Annotated in this window: 13 protein-coding genes; 4 read left to right on the top strand and 9 right to left on the bottom strand. The window is 36.7% G+C overall.

Annotated elements, in window-relative coordinates; genetic code table 11:
- Nucleotides 1-146 precede the first annotated feature (146 nt).
- The 7 genes from EG344_RS04000 to EG344_RS04030 form a co-directional block, all read right to left on the bottom strand.
- The gene (locus EG344_RS04000) at nucleotides 147-3,731 is read right to left on the bottom strand and encodes a choice-of-anchor L domain-containing protein (RefSeq protein ID WP_123908421.1); all 3,585 of its coding nucleotides are present in this window, start codon (nucleotides 3,729-3,731) and stop codon (nucleotides 147-149) included.
- A gap of 169 nt (nucleotides 3,732-3,900) precedes the next feature.
- Nucleotides 3,901-6,261 carry a choice-of-anchor L domain-containing protein gene (locus EG344_RS04005; RefSeq protein ID WP_123908422.1) on the bottom strand — a complete coding sequence of 787 codons (2,361 nt, stop codon included), beginning with the start codon at nucleotides 6,259-6,261 and terminating at the stop codon, nucleotides 3,901-3,903.
- Nucleotides 6,262-6,466: 205 nt separating this feature from the next.
- The gene (locus EG344_RS04010) at nucleotides 6,467-7,021 is read right to left on the bottom strand and encodes a DUF1003 domain-containing protein (protein WP_123859892.1); all 555 of its coding nucleotides are present in this window, start codon (nucleotides 7,019-7,021) and stop codon (nucleotides 6,467-6,469) included.
- An 11-nt stretch (nucleotides 7,022-7,032) separates the two neighbouring features.
- Entirely contained in the window at nucleotides 7,033-7,803 is a 771-nt protein-coding gene (locus EG344_RS04015; protein WP_410493990.1) for a TIGR02757 family protein, read from the bottom strand.
- A gap of 6 nt (nucleotides 7,804-7,809) precedes the next feature.
- The gene (locus EG344_RS04020) at nucleotides 7,810-8,724 is read right to left on the bottom strand and encodes a ribonuclease Z (protein ID WP_123908423.1); all 915 of its coding nucleotides are present in this window, start codon (nucleotides 8,722-8,724) and stop codon (nucleotides 7,810-7,812) included.
- Nucleotides 8,725-8,858: 134 nt separating this feature from the next.
- Complete coding sequence (rdgB, locus tag EG344_RS04025; protein WP_410493991.1) at nucleotides 8,859-9,443, bottom strand: RdgB/HAM1 family non-canonical purine NTP pyrophosphatase; 585 nt, start codon at nucleotides 9,441-9,443, stop codon at nucleotides 8,859-8,861.
- Nucleotides 9,444-9,473: 30 nt separating this feature from the next.
- On the bottom strand, nucleotides 9,474-10,304 hold the full coding sequence (locus EG344_RS04030; RefSeq protein ID WP_123908424.1) for a CPBP family intramembrane glutamic endopeptidase: 831 nt from the start codon (nucleotides 10,302-10,304) through the stop codon (nucleotides 9,474-9,476).
- Between the two features lie 94 nt (nucleotides 10,305-10,398).
- Between EG344_RS04030 and EG344_RS04035 the strand changes: the two genes are divergently transcribed.
- The 4 genes from EG344_RS04035 (at nucleotide 10,399) to EG344_RS04050 (ending at nucleotide 14,862) form a co-directional block, all read left to right on the top strand.
- Nucleotides 10,399-11,121, top strand: a complete 723-nt coding sequence (locus EG344_RS04035) for a hypothetical protein (RefSeq protein ID WP_123908425.1) — start codon at nucleotides 10,399-10,401, stop codon at nucleotides 11,119-11,121.
- A 1-nt stretch (nucleotide 11,122) separates the two neighbouring features.
- Complete coding sequence (locus EG344_RS04040) at nucleotides 11,123-11,827, top strand: hypothetical protein (RefSeq protein WP_123908426.1); 705 nt, start codon at nucleotides 11,123-11,125, stop codon at nucleotides 11,825-11,827.
- Nucleotides 11,828-12,019: 192 nt separating this feature from the next.
- Nucleotides 12,020-13,615, top strand: coding sequence for a peptide chain release factor 3 (locus tag EG344_RS04045; RefSeq protein WP_123908427.1), 1,596 nt, complete (start codon nucleotides 12,020-12,022; stop codon nucleotides 13,613-13,615).
- A gap of 296 nt (nucleotides 13,616-13,911) precedes the next feature.
- On the top strand, nucleotides 13,912-14,862 hold the full coding sequence (locus EG344_RS04050) for a DUF4349 domain-containing protein (RefSeq protein ID WP_123908428.1): 951 nt from the start codon (nucleotides 13,912-13,914) through the stop codon (nucleotides 14,860-14,862).
- A gap of 600 nt (nucleotides 14,863-15,462) precedes the next feature.
- Here EG344_RS04050 and EG344_RS04055 read toward each other — a convergent pair.
- Both EG344_RS04055 and EG344_RS04060 read right to left on the bottom strand, forming a co-directional pair.
- Nucleotides 15,463-15,828 carry a hypothetical protein gene (locus EG344_RS04055; protein WP_123908429.1) on the bottom strand — a complete coding sequence of 122 codons (366 nt, stop codon included), beginning with the start codon at nucleotides 15,826-15,828 and terminating at the stop codon, nucleotides 15,463-15,465.
- A gap of 22 nt (nucleotides 15,829-15,850) precedes the next feature.
- Nucleotides 15,851-16,990: an acyl-CoA dehydrogenase family protein gene (locus EG344_RS04060; protein WP_068942298.1), complete on the bottom strand. Its 1,140-nt coding sequence runs from the start codon at nucleotides 16,988-16,990 to the stop codon at nucleotides 15,851-15,853.
- Between the last annotated feature and the right edge of the window lie 360 nt (nucleotides 16,991-17,350).

Genomic DNA, 17,350 nt, shown 5'->3' on the forward strand with positions numbered 1-17,350 from the left:
GATAATTCAAATTCCAAATATAATTTATAAAATTCATCACCAATCTGGAAAATATTAAAATAACAATTAAAGTTCAATACCAAAAACAACAAAACCTTCCAAAAAAAAGGAAGGTTTTGCTGTTTATTTAATATTTATAAATAATTTTAATTTCTGTTTTTCAATAAAATCCAACCTGAACGTTGTTCCAGTTTCTTATTGGCAGGATTTTCCCACTGAACTCTATACCAGTAAGTCCCTGTAGGCAAATTAATTCCTTTTAGAGATCCTCGCCATATAACGTCTCCTTTTGTTGCCTTGAAAACCTCAGCTCCATACCTATCAAAAATAGAAGCTGCAAAATCCTTATATCCACTGATTCCACTAAAATCTATGGTGTCATTTATCCCATCCATATTAGGAGTAATGGCATTGCTGAGTACAAAGGTGAAATAATCTATTGAAGTTCCACATTTTGCATTTTTTACTCTAACCATTAAATGATACATTGTATTATCCAGAACTCCATTAAACACATTTGAGCTTTGCCAGGTCACTCCATTATTAATAGAGTATTCTAAGGTACCTCCTGTTGGGTTACTCGCTGTAAGTGTTAATATATTCTTATCATATACAACATTAATAATTTCAGGAAGATCAGGATTGATAAGCTGTGCAGTAAAGACTTTAGAACATACTCCGTTACTAATTGTTACAGAATAAGTTCCTGCAACTTTTGTAGTAATCGTCTGGGTAGTAGCTCCCGTATTCCATAGGTAGGTATAATTTGGCCCTGCTCCTGCATCAAGAATTCCATTATCTCCAGCACATACATATACATTTTCTAATGTAGACACAATAGCAGGAACTACTTCAATTTTCACTTTAGCAGCAACAAGAGAACTACACCCGTTTCCTCCCAGTGCAAATACAGAATATTCTGTAGTGATTGTAGGAGTTACTACCTGCGTATCTCCATTCCCGGCAAGACCTACCCAATTATAAGTAATTCCACCTGTAGCGGTAAGAGTAACAGATTCACCGGCACATATTTTCATTTTATCCGCTGAAACTCCCGCTATTGGAGGTCCTACCTGAACTACAACAGTTGCCGGTGTAGCAGAAGGGCATCCATTAGCTCCTATAGCAGTTACGGTATATGTCGTAGTAACTGTTGGAGATACAGTTTGTGTATTTCCGGTACCTGTAAGCCCATTCCCCCAAGCATAGGTAGTCCCACCAGAGGCAGTTAAAACTACTGATTCCCCCTCACATATACGAGAATGAGACGATACAAGCGCTGCAACCGGTGCTACTTTATCCTGAGTTACTGTTACCGTGGAATTATAGGAACAACTCAGATTTCCAGGCTGAAACACATTGGCAACAGTCAATGTATAAGTTCCGCCTGCACTCACGACTGGGGTAAGTGTATTAGCCCCTGACACGATATTACCTCCAACTGTAGTCCAGGTAATTGTAGATCCAGCTGGCAGTACAGAAGCTGATGCATTAAGTGTAATTTGAGGAGTTGTACAGGTAATAGTCTGCGGTGCTGCAATTGTCAGGGTTGTTTCTGCTGTTCTCAATAATTGTAGAGAAACTACATAGCTACAACCGCCGTTGCTAACCCTTACATAGATTGTCTGATTTGCTGAAGTAGGTGAATATGTTGTAGGAGCTGCAATAGAATTAGCATTACCGGCATTAGCATCAGCCTGAATTACATAATAGGTAAATGTTACCCCTGTGGCTGTAGTAATTTGTCCTTCCGATTCTTTAAGGTTATAGGTTAATCCTGGCTGATAACACTTATGTAGAATTGCATTTTGTGCGGTAAAGGGTTCTGACACTTCTATAGTAAGCGTTGCAGGTGTAGCAGAAGCACATCCGTTAGCACCAATAGCAGTCACAGTATATGTTGTAGTAACTGTTGGTGATACAGTTTGTGTATTTCCATTTCCCGGAAGACCTCCTCCCCAATTATATGTTGCTCCTCCTGAAGCTGTTAATGTCATAGATTCTCCTTTACAAATCTTTAATTTAGGAGCTGTAAGGGATGGATTGGGTGGCGCACTGTTTCCCGTCACCGTTACTGTTGCAGTCGCTGTACAGTTGATATTTCCAGGCTGATATACCTGTGATATCGTTAATGTATATGTTCCCGGTGCATTAATTACAGGATTTAGCGTATTTCCTCCTGAAACAATATTTCCTCCTGTAGTAGTCCAGCTAAATGTAGCCCCCGTAGGATAAACTGAAGCCGAAGCATCCAAGGTAATCTGAGAGTTAGCACAAGTCAATACTGAAGGAGGTACAATAGATCCTGTCATTTGCGGAGCTTTTACCAAAGTCAACTCAGCGACTTTAGCACAGAAACCATTTCTGACTCTTACATAAACAGTTCCTCCCGCACTTTGATAAGTAGTGGGATTCGGAATTGTATTGGCATTTCCTGCATTAGCATCAGCCAGTGTTGTATAATAAGTAAAGACCGCTCCTGCTGTTGTACTTATTGCGGGCTGTGCTACAGGTAAATTAAATGTAGCATTTCCAGCAGCATAGCAAGCCGTTAATGTAGCATTCTGTACCGTAGGAGAAGTTCCTCCCACAACAGTGATGGTTGCCTCTCCAGGACAAGAACTTCCCTGTATATACACTTTAACGGTATACACTCCAGGTTGAGTTGCCGTATAACTAGCATTGGTAGCTCCAGCAATAGGATTATTATTTAAAAACCATTGATAGGTTACATTAGGCACCTGAACAGAAGCTGTAAAAGTTTGTGGTGTATTATCACACATATTTACTGAGCTTGGAAGCTTCACTCCCCCTGGCCCCAGAATGCTTACCCCTAAATCAAACGATCCAGCATCTAAAAACACCGCCGAATCATAATTAGCATCCTGAAAATCAGCCAATACCATTTTAAAATGATAACTCTGTCCAGGAATTACCGTCGCTTTTGCTGTTAATGGAATTGTACGGCCATTAAAATTGGTTTCTATTTGAGCGGTATTTGTTCCTCCATAATAAGCCTCATTTTTAGGTCCGCAATTAGGATATGCGGGACGAATATTCGTTACACTTACTGGTCCTGCTCCCCCCGGCAATACCGCCATATTGGTATATGTAGGATCTCCGGCTTTTTTCAATAACAAAGCAAAACCATCCGTAATATTACATGGGAAGTTATCCTGATATTCTTTCGAAGCGAATATATATTTAAAGGTTATTTCAGAGGAAACAGCAACAAAATCGAATTCTATATAAGTAGCATTAGCCAGCTTGTCATTAGGAATATTCAAAGCTGTCGCCAAGTCTAAATCTCCGCCTGTTCCCAGATCATCATTAAGGTCAGCTATAAAAGAATTCCCTGCATTTTTGGCAAATCCTGTAGAAAGAATAACTCCTCTATTGAATGGAAAATTTGTAGTTCCTTTATTAAAGTACCCCCAGCTTCGGTTCTGATTAGATGGAGGCAAATTCGGATATACCACCACACCGCTTACATTGTTACTAGCACATCCTCCGCCTGATATAAGGACATCTTTTACCAACTGAGTAATACTGTAAGAAGACTCAGGATAATTGGAAGTGTTTACATCTATAAAAGCTCCAGCTTTTGCAGTAGCACTGTTATTTTTTGAGGGCACTCCTTTTTTTACCACCCTATTTTGGGCAAAAATAAAGCTCCCTATAAAAACAAAAAATAACACTAAAAATAAACTTCCTTTCCTCCTATTTAACATTTTATATTATTTTAAACAAAAATACTATTTTTTTTGATTGAAATGCAGTTTAACATTATTTACATTATTACTAATTCAAATTTATTAATCGTAGAATATCAACTTTATTTATTTTAATATCATAAAAAAAGACTGACAAAGCAGTCAGTCTTTCAATTATGATTTTAAATTATTCTATATTCTTAAGCAGGATCCAACCTGTTTTTACCGTTGGTAATTTACTTGCAGGGTCTTCGAAGGTAACCTGATACCAATAGGATGAGGACGGCAGTCGCTTTCCTTGGAAATAACCATCCCAATATGGTCTGAACTTCTCTGCTCTGAAGACTTCTTTTCCGTATCGATCGAAGATCATACCACTGAATCCTTTATACTTTACAATTCCTCTGAAGTCAATAATATCATTAATGTTATCCCCATTTGGAGTAATTACATTTTTCATCACAAAAGTAAAGTATTCAAGGAAGCCTACACAGCTTGTATTCTTCACTCTTACACGAATAGAAATAATCTCGTTTTTAGGCACATTGGTAAACGTATTGGAAGCCTGCCATGTCAGCCCATTATCTACTGAATATTCCAGCACCCCATTACTAGGATTGCTTGCCGTAAGAATCATAGTTCCTCTGTCATTATAATTAACTTTAATAATTTCAGGAACTACAGCCTTTATAACCTGTGTTTTAAATTCTTTAGAACAAACTCCATTCTTAATTGTTACTGTATATTCTCCCGGCTTATTAACCGAAATACTCTGTGTAGTATCACCAGTATTCCATTCGTAGGTATATCCAGGCCCTGAACCTGCATCTAAAGTAATCCTGTCACCTTCACAGATATGACCACCCTTCAAGGTAGAAACAATAGCTGGTACTACCTCTATGGTAACTTCTGCAGGCGTTGGAGACTTACATCCCTGTGCTCCGATTGCATATACTGAATAAGTGGTTGTTTTAGTTGGACTCACTGTTCTGGTTCCATCTGTAACAGATGCTGTATCCTTCCATTCATATGTTACTCCACCCGTTGCAGTCATCAATACAGATTCTCCTAAACAGATTTTCAGTTTTGCGACATTCAGACCAGCTGTAGGCGTTGCTTCTTTATTCAGGGTCAATGTTGCGATCCTGCTACAGAATCCTCCATTAGTGACAAGAACATGTAACACTTCCCCATCATTTCCGTTATAGCTGGTCGTATTTTTAATATTATTATTATTTTGAGCCTGTGCATCTGGCAATTTAGAATAAAAACGGACTACCGCTCCCGGTGTCGTAGTAATCATAGGTATTGCTGCGTCTAGATTAAAAGTAGTTACCGCAGGTGTTGTACAAAGCTTAAGTACAGCATCCTGTACCGTAGGGCTTGTTCCCCCAATAACTTTAACCGTAGCTTCTCCAGGACACTGACTTCCCGGAGTCATTACTTTTATCAAATATACTCCCGGCTCAGTAGCAACATAGATCGCACTGGTTGCTCCAGGGATCAAAACGCCATCCTTATACCACTGGAAGGTCATTCCCGGCACGAGTTCCAATAGAGCTTTCAATGTCTTAGGGGTATTATCACACATATTGATTGTACCTGGCAGAGTTGCTCCGTTTTCATCTACAATTTTAACCCCAACATCAAACGATCCTCCTTCCAGGAAAACTGCAGAATCTAAGCTTTGGTCTTTCCCATCCGCAATAACCATTTTGAAGTGGTAGGTTTCCCCAGGAATTACAGTCGCAATAGCAGTTAAAGGGATTGTTCTCCCAGCATAATTGATTCCTAAGTGCGGCACATTAATTCCAGCAAAATAAGCTTCATTGATAGGACCACAGGAAAACCCTGGTCCGCTCGGAACAATATTCGTTGCACTCACCGGTCCTGCGTTTCCAGGCAATACTGCTAAATTAGTATAAGTAGGATCCCCTACTTTTTTCAACAAAAGTGCAAAAGCATCAGAAAATCCCTGGCAAGGGTAGCCTCCGGAATATTCTTCAGAAGCAAATATGTAATTAAATCTTACCTGAGTAGAATTAGGTACAAAATCAAATTCAAGAGAAACTGCGTCTTTCAATTCTACAGTAGGATTAGTAGCAGCTACAAGATCAGGATCACTTCCTGAATCTACTTGTCCACTCATATCAGTAGTAAAGCTATTTCCGGCATCTTTTGCATAACCGGTCGTCAGTACAATCCCATCTTTAAAGGGAAAATCTGCTGTTCCTCTATTGAAATACCCCCAAAATCTATCGGGATTAAATATGGTATGGTTAGGAGACACTGTAACATTGCTAATATTTGCTGTTGTACAGGTACTTCCCCCATTAATCAGAATATCTTTTACTAACTGTTCCGGAAAATACCCTGTAGCCGGATAGGGTGCAACATTTACATTTATAAAGTTACCTGCTTTCGCACTTGGTCCTGTAGGCTTTGTTTTTGCAGTTTTTCTATTGGGACTTACCTGTGAGAATGCAGAAGCAGAAGTCAGTAAAAATGTGAAAAGAAAAAAGTAGTGTTTAAATCTATAATGCAACATTTTGATATGATTTTGCCCAAATGTAGCAAAAATAACGATATAAAATCAGCATTCCAGACACTTATTATTCACTTTTCCATAAAAATCAACAATAAATATATTTTATTTTTAAACAAATTGCAAATAAAAAGAAATTCGATCACAAAAAAACAGATCAATCGCATTGACCTGTTTTTGTATTTCTGATTTTTTTTTCAAAAATTATTTACTCTTCATTTTTTAATTGATCGATTTCATTTTTTAGTTGAGCAATAATATCCTTTAAAGCCTTTATTTCATTTTTATTTGAACTTACATTGCTTTTCAGGATAGCATTTTTAGCCTTTTCATTGTGGTCTTCTTCCTCTTCTTCTTCGTTAATTTCTTCAATATCCTCGCTGATTTCTTCAATGTCTTCCTGAATATCTTCGATATCTTCATTAATCTCCTCAATATCTTCACTAATCTCTTCGATATCCTCACTAATTTCCTCAATATCTTCCTGAATATCTTCAATATCCTCCTGGATATCTTCAATTTTCTCATGGCTTTTATTGACAGACATCTGAATAAAGATTGCGAGATAAATAGCCTCCAGGGAAAGTACCGTAGTAAGAATCAGCAGCATTTTATCAAAATCAACAATATTCAGCATCGGAAGCAAAAACGAAGTCACAAACAATAGAGTATGTACAATCAGAGATTGAATAGATCCTATCCATGATGTAATACTATCTGCTATTTTCTCAAGAACTTCACCTTTTTCGCTATATTTTTTCATCCTTTATATTTTTACAACAGTTCTTTAGTTACGCCTAATCCAAACAAGGCAAAATCATATTTTGCAGGATCTTTATCATCAAATCGTCTGATGGCTATATCCAGTTCTTCCACCGTTTTCCAATCATTCTGTGTTCTTTCCAGCAATCCCAGTTTTCTTGAAATATTTCCGGTATGTACATCTAATGGGATAGACAGGTATTTCTGATCAATATCTTTCCAGATTCCAAAGTCTACACCGCGCTTATCCTTACGTACCATCCATCTCAGAAACATAATGATTCTTTTGGCCGAAGAATTTTTGTAAGGTGAACTGATATGCTTATGACTTCTATGTTTTTCCGTTTCCAGAAAACCACTTCTGAATCTTTCTATCGCATGCTGGAAGTTGGTTTCAGAGTCATTTACCTTAAACAGTTCTTCCAGGCTTTCATTTTCTTTATAAATCCTGTTGAACTGTTTAATAAAGTAAGAAAAGTCCTCTCCGTTAAAAGTTCTGTGAATACTTTTATCCTGAATATCTTTTAAATCTTTTTCGGAATAATTCAATACAAAATCATAGGGAGAATTTCCCATGATATCAAGTATTTTATTAGCCGAATTGATGATTGACTTTCTGTTTCCCCACGAAATAGTTGCCGCTAAAAAACCTGCTATTTCAATGTCCTGCTTTAATGAAAAACGATGGGGTATCTGTATGGGGTCATTTTCTATAAAATCAGGAGCATTATATTGATCTGCCTTTTCATCCAGAAAGCTTCTAAGCTCTTCAAACTTCAACATATTTATTTAAATTTTTACACTTTCCAACGCTTTTGGAAGAAACGAATTAGGAAAAATATTTCTTGCTTCATCGGTAAATACCGTCAGATCAGCATATCGGTTGGAGAAATGACCTAAAATCAGTTTTCCAACCTGGGCTTTCTGGGCAATTGTAGCCGCTTCCAATGCAGTGGTATGGCCCGTATAATCTGCCATTTCCTTCAGATCATGAAGGAAAGTAGATTCGTGATACAGAACCGTAGCATTTTTAATGATTGGAATTACACTTTCAAGATAACGAGTATCACTGCAAAATGCGTATGATACTGGTGGAGCCGGATCAAGGGTCAGCACTTCATTTTTAAGAACATAACCATCGCTTAATACAAAATCCTTTCCTGCTTTTATGTTATGATAATCGCAGCTTTCGATTTCACTGTATTTGGCAATTTCTTTCATATTCAGATGTCTATCCTTTGGTTTTTCTTTAAAAAGATAGCCATTACAGTAGATTCTATGATCCAATGGGATCGTATATACCTCTACTCTATTATCTTCATAGATTTTTTCGGAATAATCCTTATCCAGTTCATGATAAACCACTTCGAAGCCACGATGTGTTTCTGTAATCTGAAAGATCGTCTCCAACATTTTCTTTATTCCTTTCGGACCATAAACATGTAATGGGTTCTCCCTTCCTAAAAGACGGAAAGAAGCAATAAGCCCCGGAAGTCCAAAACAATGGTCTCCATGAAGATGAGAAATAAAAATATGATTGATCTTTGAAAATCTGGCTTTGGCTTTTCTCAGCTGCACCTGGGTTCCTTCCCCACAATCGATCAGGAAGTTCCTTTCTTCCATTTCCAGTAACTGGGCTGTTGGTGAGGTATTGACCGTAGGAATTGCTGAATTAAAACCTAATATTGTTAAATAAGTACTCAAATCAATTGTTTATTGTAACAAATGTACGACAGAAATTTTAAAACATATATTTTACCGCTAAATTTAAGCAGGAAAAGCATAAAAAAACCACTTCCTATAAAAAGGAAATGGTTTATATTTATCTGTAATACGGATTACTTTACTTTTAAAAAATCCATAAACAAATCTAGTGCCTGCTTACGGTGGCTAATCTTGTTTTTATCTGCTGGATCCATTTCTGCAAAGGTTCTCTCATACCCTTCAGGAACGAATATCGGATCATATCCAAATCCTTTAAATCCTTTATTTTCCATTAATAGATTTCCATGAACTCTTCCTTCAAAATATTGGGCTCCATTTTCATCATAGTAGCATAAAACAGTCACGAAATAAGCTTTTCTGTTTTCTATTCCCTGCATTTCCTCCAACACTTTTTCGATATTTTTAGCAAAATCGTGATCTCCGGCATAACGGGCAGAAAATATTCCCGGTCTTCCCTCTAAAGATTCTACCACAAGTCCGCTATCATCGCCTAAACTGGGAACGCCTGTCTTTTCAAAACAGTATTTAGCTTTAATCAAAGCATTGGCATGAAAAGAATCTCCATCTTCTACAATTTCTTCATGAATATTATAATCTGTAAGGCTTTTAACAATACAGTCATCGCCTAAAATCTGCTGAATCTCTTCTTTTTTATGCTCGTTGTGGGTAGCTACCAATAATTCCATTTCTATATTCATTTTCAATTTTACTTTTATAATTGCTGTTGATTACATCTCAGAGTAATGTACTTTATATTTCTTCATAAAAAGATAGTAGAACAAAGAAAAAAGTACAATTCCTACGGCTAAAATCAGCCATTCTGAAACATTAAAAACTTTTGCAAAACTTTCCTCTTTACCATACAGCACCAATAAGGATAGCGTCAGGTTATTAAATGCATGTAATAATATGGGCATCAATAAAGACTTGGTTTTATGATATACCAATCCCAAAACACATCCCAGCATTACAGCACTGATAAACTGCCAGGGATTTCCGTGAACGATTCCGAAAATAATAGATGCATATAAAATAGCTTTCCAAGGTGCAACTCCTTTATTAATCAATCCTTTTTGAATAATTCCTCTAAATATAATCTCTTCGAAAACAGGAGCCATAATCACCGTCATGATAATCATAACGACAGGATTATCTGTTAATTGGCTCATAAGCTGAGTGAAATATTCATAGAAATCTCCAAAAAAAGGCCCTGAAGTTGGAATCAGTGTTGTGGTAAACTCTGATATAAACATCATCCCGGCCATCATTGGAAAAATAAGGAGATACGTAGAAAAGTTAACGGAGGAAAGGTTAAAATTAAGTTTCTGTTGGGTGGTTCTTCTTACAATAAAAAAATCAAAGAAAGCAATTGCCATAACAAATCCTACAGAATTGGCTACCATCAGGAACCAGTCTTTCAATTCAAGATTTTCTTTGAATACTACTTTCCAAAAGGTACTGAATAAAGACACAGCCATCGTCCCCACAAACAATCCAACCACTAAAGTAACAGCGCCCAGCCATGTGAAAGTAAACTTCGGATACCTGCTATTTTCCATTCTTTTTCTCTGTAAAAGTTTATTGAAACAAAGATAATTTTTTTGAATGCCACAGGCAACTAAAAAATAAAATACTTAATTTAGCCACACTACCATGAATATCACCAAAACAAATACAGAAATCCCTTTCCCCAGCGTTGAATCTGAAATTAACCGATGGGTTACTTTTATTCTACAGACCACCTATTGGGGAATGCTTATCTTCTTCTTCTGTCTTTTCATTATAGGCCCAGCTTATGGAATCTATAACAAAGGGACTAAAATGATGCTTTCTGTAGCGCTAATATCCTGGGGATCCTCGATTTTGATTTTAATTCCTGTCATCAGACAATACATCATAAGAAGAGAGAATATTGCCAATAGAATTGTTATAGACCATACAGGTCTTTTATTTTATAATGCAAAAAATAAAATCATACAACAAATATTGTATACAGAGCTTTGCTCTTCAAAACAAAATTTTGACATTTATACAGTGAATCCAATAGGTTCAAGCATTATTCCCTTACTGGAAGTCACCGTCCAACAAGAAAAAAATGATGTCGAAACCAGACGTATAGATATGAACCTTCCTCTTCGTGTTCTGAAAAATAAAGTTACATTGTACACCCATTTTTTGTATGGAATCTCAATTTTTCGTCAAGATTTAAAAATAGATCCAATAGCTCTTAAAAGCTTTTCCATTGACCCAAACACCTGGCATATTAACAGTAAAAAAGGAGTTTCATTGGGCGGTTGGCTATTTATTTTGGCTATGATTGTTATTACCTGCATCCTTGTGGGAATTCCATTCTTATTGTATAAATTTAAAAACTGATATGACAGAAAAGTTCCAGACCGTCACCTCTAAAGTTGATAAACCCATCACTTATCTTTTGATGGGACTGATGTGGGTAGTTGTCCTCATTATTGTTGTCATCATCGGAGTTATTTTTGAAAATATGTACAGCCACTTTAAAGACTATTTACAAAATTCCCTCAGTACTTTTTTCATTCTTATTTTTGCCCAGTTCTTACTGGCATTTTGTCTGATAGCTTTGATTATGGGATTAATGGACCGGAAAAAAGAACACATCCGAACCGCTATTATAGATAAAAAAGGGGTTACTTTTTATAGTAATTCAGGCAATATTATCAATACCGTTTCATATCATGACCTGCAAAGGGCTAAAAATGGATCATACGACACTTATATATACAGCACAGGTGGAAAGTATCCCAAAACGTATTTGAATATATATCTTAAAAATCCATCAGGTGAAACTGCAATGACCCGTATAGATTTCAACTTTGAGTATGTTATTCTGAGTAATCAATTTGAAATGTACCGTCAGTTTTTAAGAGGAATCCAGTGTTTCCGGCCAGATCTAAGGATAAACCCACAAACGATTGAACAATATAGTCTTACACCGGACTTTCCGCCGGTAAAAGATCCCCGTCTATTAGAATTTCTTATCGCATTTCTTATTACTTTTGCTATTCTTGCGTTAATTTACTCTATTTCGCTGCTTATATGGCGTTAAAATTATATTGAGAGGTTCATCACATCTTTTAATTGCAAAGTAAAACAGACCGTAACAAAACGAAAAATTGCTTATCATTTCAACTTTTACTTCTTATTATCAAATCTCTCTTTTTCCTCTGATTAATATTGTCCTCATTTAAATTTGAAAACCTCGCAAAAAATCACGATTTTTGCAACTTCAAAATACGATATGTCAGACTTAATCAAAGAAATACAAAAAAGAAAGACCTTCGGGATCATTTCCCACCCGGATGCCGGAAAAACAACCCTTACGGAAAAGCTGCTTCTTTTCGGGGGTGCAATCCAGGAAGCGGGTGCGGTAAAATCCAACAAAATAAAAAAAGGAGCTACCTCCGACTTTATGGAAATCGAAAGACAGAGAGGGATCTCGGTAGCGACTTCCGTATTGGCTTTTGAATATAGAGATCATAAAATCAACATTCTAGATACTCCTGGTCACAAAGACTTTGCTGAGGATACTTACAGAACATTAACGGCTGTAGATTCGGTAATTGTTGTGATTGACGTTGCAAAAGGGGTTGAGGAACAAACTGAAAAACTGGTTCAGGTTTGTAGAATGAGAAACATTCCGATGTTGGTATTCATCAACAAGCTTGACCGTGAAGGTAAAGATGCCTTCGATCTTTTGGATGAAGTGGAACAGAAATTAGGATTAACAGTTTGCCCACTTTCTCTACCAATTGGTATGGGTAGTGATTTCCAGGGAATTTATAATATCTGGGAAAACAATATTCAGCTATTTTTAGAGGAGAAAAAGCAAAAAGTTGGGGAGTCTATCAAGTTTGATGATATTAACGATACTTCAATTGATGATGTAATTGGAGAAAAAGCAGCGGCTACTTTAAGAGAAGAGCTTGATCTGATTCAGTCTGTTTACCCTGAATTTAATCGTGAAGATTATATGAAAGGTGACTTACAGCCGGTATTCTTCGGTTCTGCATTGAATAATTTTGGGGTTCGTGAGTTATTGAATGCCTTTATTGACATTGCTCCAATGCCACAGCCTAAAGAAAGTGATACCCGTATGGTAAAACCTGAGGAAAGCACTTTTACAGGATTTGTTTTCAAGATTCACGCAAACATGGATCCTAAGCACAGAGACAGACTGGCTTTCGTAAAGATTGTTTCCGGTACTTTCAAAAGAAATGAAAATTATCTATTGGTAAGAGAAGGTAAAAAGATGAAGTTCTCTTCACCCAATGCTTTCTTTGCCGATAAAAAAGAGGTAGTAGAGGAAAGTTTCCCTGGTGATATTGTAGGTCTTCATGATACGGGAAGTTTCAGAATTGGTGATACGTTAACGGGTGGTGAAAAACTAAGTTTCAAAGGAATTCCAAGTTTCTCTCCGGAACATTTCCGTTATATCAACAACAGCGATCCACTTAAAGCTAAGCAATTGGCTAAAGGTATTGATCAGCTGATGGATGAAGGAGTTGCCCAGTTATTTACTCTTGAAATGAACGGAAGAAAGATCATCGGAACTGTGGGAGCCCTTCAGTACGAAGTTATCCAATATCGTTTGGAGCATGAATATGGTGCAAAATGTACTTATGAACCACTATCTATGCATAAAGCTTGTTGGGTAGAAGCTGATGAGAAGTCTGAAGAGTTTAAGGAGTTTGCAAGATTAAAGCAAAGATTCCTTGCCAGAGATAAATACAATCAACTTGTATTTTTAGCAGATTCTTCTTTCACCATTCATATGACACAAGAGAAATTCCCGAATGTGAAGCTTCACTTTATCAGTGAGTTCAGAGAAATATAATTAAAAGCGTAAACAGCTAAAATATAATAGATCCGCAGAAAAATTTCTGCGGATTTTTTTTTGACACTCCTCCAAAGGAATGGAATGTTCATATCTCCAACTTTACTATTCGGAAAAAGATCATCTAAATCGCAATTGTCTTAAATTGAGTATAAAAAGCATTTTGTAAATCCCTTGTAAAACAAATACAAAACACTGAAAATATTATAGTTATCATTTTACGACCAGAATACATCCCATTTACAAATACTTCAGAATCTTCGTGAGTAATTTTACTTCATCAAAAAAATAATGTTATGAAAAAGTTCATCTTACTCGTTGCTATATCAGGTACTTTTATTGCGTGTAGTCAAAAAGGTGGAGCTTCTCAATCCAATATTGAGGATGCAGCCCACAGTATAGACAGTGTTGCTTCTGTTGCTTCAGACGCTATTGATAATGCCAGCAAAACGGCAAACCAGGCTCTTGATTCAGCAAGTATCAGAATAAAAGATATTGAAGGGGCTAAAAATGATATCCAGGATAAAATAGAAAGCACTTCCAAAATGGTAGATTCACTATCTGATAAAATTGCATCTACCAAACTGGAATCAAAGATTGAGAAAAAGGATTCTACAGTCAAAAAGGCTGAGAAAGTGGCCACAAATGTTCCGGCTCCTAAGGTAATTAAGGAAACCAAAATCATTTACAAAGAGAAACCGAAGAATGATAGCTATGAACTGAATATGCCAAAAGATAAAATGGTAAAAACAGGATATCTTGTCGTAAGAGCAGATAATGCTGAAACGGTAAAAGAAATTATCCGAGAAGAAGCTATCAAGAACAATGGATATGTTAAAAGTGAAAACCAGTCTTATATTGAATCAGCCAATCCTCGTGATGAAAATCAAAAGGTTTACAGTCTGAACATCAAAGTTCCAATCCAGCATTTTGATGGATTAATGGAAGCATTAAACAGCAATATAGGAGATATTGAAACCAGAGATATTCAGGTTACAGGGCGTAATTATGCAGACAACACCATCTGTAGCATCGATATCAATATCACCGATAAAACAGCATCAGAAAAAGAGCCTAAAACTTTTGGTGGAAAATCATTGGCTGCTATTGAATCGGGCTGGGATGTAATTACTTCAATCTTTCTTTTTCTTCTTCCTTTATGGCCGGTATTTCTGATTGGTGGTATTGGATACTATTTTTATAAAAAGAAAAAAAACAACAATATTCCTAATCAGGATTCTCACTAGAATTTCAAAGTCCATCCTTGTGATGGATTTTTTGTTTTTATCTTTAAGTGAAGCTTATTTTAAACCACAGATGGCACGAATTTTCACAGATGTTTCTGATTTTTTTAATGGATAAGGCGACAAGGAATTTGTGTCTGGAATTCTGAGATGAAATTGTTTCACAACACCAGCAATGACAGGTTGTGATATTTGTGAAACTATTTGTGGGATCTGTGTTTGATTTTAGGTTTTGGCTAAAGCCGAAAGAATATGATTTATTTGAGCGGGCTAAAGCCCACTCCTATTGATGTTGATATGCGGATGGATAATTGGTATTTAATAAAAATGAATGGGGTGAGATCCTTACAGGATGACAAAATTGGAGAGAGATATAAAAGTTATGATGCGAACACTCTTCGACTAATATAGTAAAGCAAATATTGATACTTAACCGCAATATCATTTATCATTCATCAATCATTACTCATTACTCATAAACTAGAACGGTTACCCCACAGCATGGATTAGCCCTCAAAGAGGCAGCATGGCGCGAGGAGTATGAGTGGATAGCGGGAAAAGCTCCTAAAAAGAAAAAGGCCTCCAAAACGGAAGCCTTTTCTATTATTTCATGTTCACAACTTTGTCTACGACAAACTTTGTGTTTCCTCTCCACGGAAGAGCGCCATTGTATTCTTTGTAATGAAGATCAAAGGTTTTACCACTATTGGTTTCCAGTTGTTTGAAAACCTCAGGGTCATCTACAGAAAATTCAAACTCATAGCTTGTAATACCTCCTGTTTTTCCTTTTCCAAATCCTTCCTGAATCAATTTTCCTTCATACGTTTTGAAGACATAGCCTTTTTTCATGGCATAATTCAGGTATCCGGATTTTACCCCTTCTCCGAAAACGAAGAAGAACTTATACCATACAAATACTCCTAACAATAGCAGTACGACACCGAGGATGATCCACAAAGATTTTTTCATAGAGTGTGTGTTTTATTATTATTTATTTTGCGATGCTTCTTGAGATCACAATTTTCTGGATTTCAGAAGTTCCTTCGTAGATCTGAGTAATTTTTGCATCTCTCATTAATCTTTCTACGTGGTATTCTTTCACATATCCGTATCCACCGTGAATCTGTACCGCTTCAATAGTAGTATCCATAGCTACCTGAGAAGAGTATAATTTTGCCATAGCACCACTTTCAGAGATATCTTTTCCAGCATCTTTTTCACAAGCTGCTTTGAAACATAACATTCTTGCTGCCGTGATCTGAGTCGCCATATCTGCTAATTTGAATGCAATAGCCTGGTGGTTGATGATCTCCGTTTTGAACGCTTTTCTTGTTTTAGCATATTTCAAGGCCAATTCGTAAGCTCCTGAAGCGATACCTAATGCCTGAGAAGCGATACCGATTCTACCTCCATTCAATACAGCCATTGCAAAATTGAAACCAAACCCGTCTGCACCGATTCTGTTTTCTTTTGGAACTTTTACGTTGTTGAAGATCAAAGAGTGTGTATCACTTCCTCTGATTCCCAATTTATCTTCTTTTAGCCCGATTTCAAAACCTTCCCAACCTCTTTCTACGATGAAAGCGTTGATTCCTTTATGTTTTTTCTCAGGGTCAGTCTGTGCAATAACGATATAATACGTAGCTGTTCCACCATTGGTGATCCAGTTTTTAATACCATTTAAAAGGTAGTAATCTCCTTTGTCTTCAGCAGTTGTTTTCTGAGATGTTGCATCAGAACCTGCTTCCGGCTCAGATAAAGCGAATGCTCCAATTACCTGCCCGCTTGCAAGAGGGGTAAGATATTTTACTTTTTGCTCTTCAGAAGCAAATTTTTCAAGACCGGCACAAACCAATGAATTGTTTACAGACATTACAACCGCCGCAGAAGCATCTACTTTTGCAATTTCTTCCATTGCCAGCACGTAAGAAACGCTGTCCATACCTGCACCACCGTATTTAGGATCCACCATCATTCCTAAAAGTCCCATTTCTCCCATTTTCTTCACCTGCTCTACAGGGAATTTCTGGTCGCGGTCTCTTTCAATAACCCCAGGTAATAGTTCGTTCTGTGCAAAGTCTCTTGCCGCCTGCTGAATCATCAGCTGTTCTTCCGATAAATTAAAGTCCATAAAAAAAATAATTAGATAGCCGTAAATTTACACTTTTTAAGCAAATCTGAAAGAATAAATTAAAAGTAGGGAAAATACTGATGGAAAGGGAGATGGAAGTGATCCTGGATACAAGGTTTGGGATGCAGCATTTATCATGTTGATGACTTACAAAATGGATACTGATATGATTTATAAAACCCATTGGTGATGAAGAGATATTTCCTGGTGTCACCAGATCGTTAATCCGGTTTTACAGCCTCCAGAGCCGCTTTCAGCCAAAACTGTTATGGCACACATTTAACTTATCTCTAATTATTGTATTCAGATGTATACAATTAAAAAAAATGCTTATATTTAGATTTCTTTATAAATTATTTA

This window comes from Chryseobacterium sp. G0162 (assembly GCF_003815715.1).
Taxonomy (GTDB): domain Bacteria; phylum Bacteroidota; class Bacteroidia; order Flavobacteriales; family Weeksellaceae; genus Chryseobacterium.

Coding starts and splice junctions, on each gene's coding strand:
- EG344_RS04000 (WP_123908421.1), bottom strand. CDS start 3,731: ATGTTAAATAGGAGGAAAGGAAGTTTATTTTTAGTGTTATTTTTTGTT.
- EG344_RS04005 (WP_123908422.1), bottom strand. CDS start 6,261: ATGTTGCATTATAGATTTAAACACTACTTTTTTCTTTTCACATTTTTA.
- EG344_RS04010 (WP_123859892.1), bottom strand. CDS start 7,021: ATGAAAAAATATAGCGAAAAAGGTGAAGTTCTTGAGAAAATAGCAGAT.
- EG344_RS04015 (WP_410493990.1), bottom strand. CDS start 7,803: ATGTTGAAGTTTGAAGAGCTTAGAAGCTTTCTGGATGAAAAGGCAGAT.
- rdgB (WP_410493991.1), bottom strand. CDS start 9,443: ATGAATATAGAAATGGAATTATTGGTAGCTACCCACAACGAGCATAAA.
- EG344_RS04030 (WP_123908424.1), bottom strand. CDS start 10,304: ATGGAAAATAGCAGGTATCCGAAGTTTACTTTCACATGGCTGGGCGCT.
- EG344_RS04035 (WP_123908425.1), top strand. CDS start 10,399: ATGAATATCACCAAAACAAATACAGAAATCCCTTTCCCCAGCGTTGAA.
- EG344_RS04040 (WP_123908426.1), top strand. CDS start 11,123: ATGACAGAAAAGTTCCAGACCGTCACCTCTAAAGTTGATAAACCCATC.
- EG344_RS04045 (WP_123908427.1), top strand. CDS start 12,020: ATGTCAGACTTAATCAAAGAAATACAAAAAAGAAAGACCTTCGGGATC.
- EG344_RS04050 (WP_123908428.1), top strand. CDS start 13,912: ATGAAAAAGTTCATCTTACTCGTTGCTATATCAGGTACTTTTATTGCG.
- EG344_RS04055 (WP_123908429.1), bottom strand. CDS start 15,828: ATGAAAAAATCTTTGTGGATCATCCTCGGTGTCGTACTGCTATTGTTA.
- EG344_RS04060 (WP_068942298.1), bottom strand. CDS start 16,990: ATGGACTTTAATTTATCGGAAGAACAGCTGATGATTCAGCAGGCGGCA.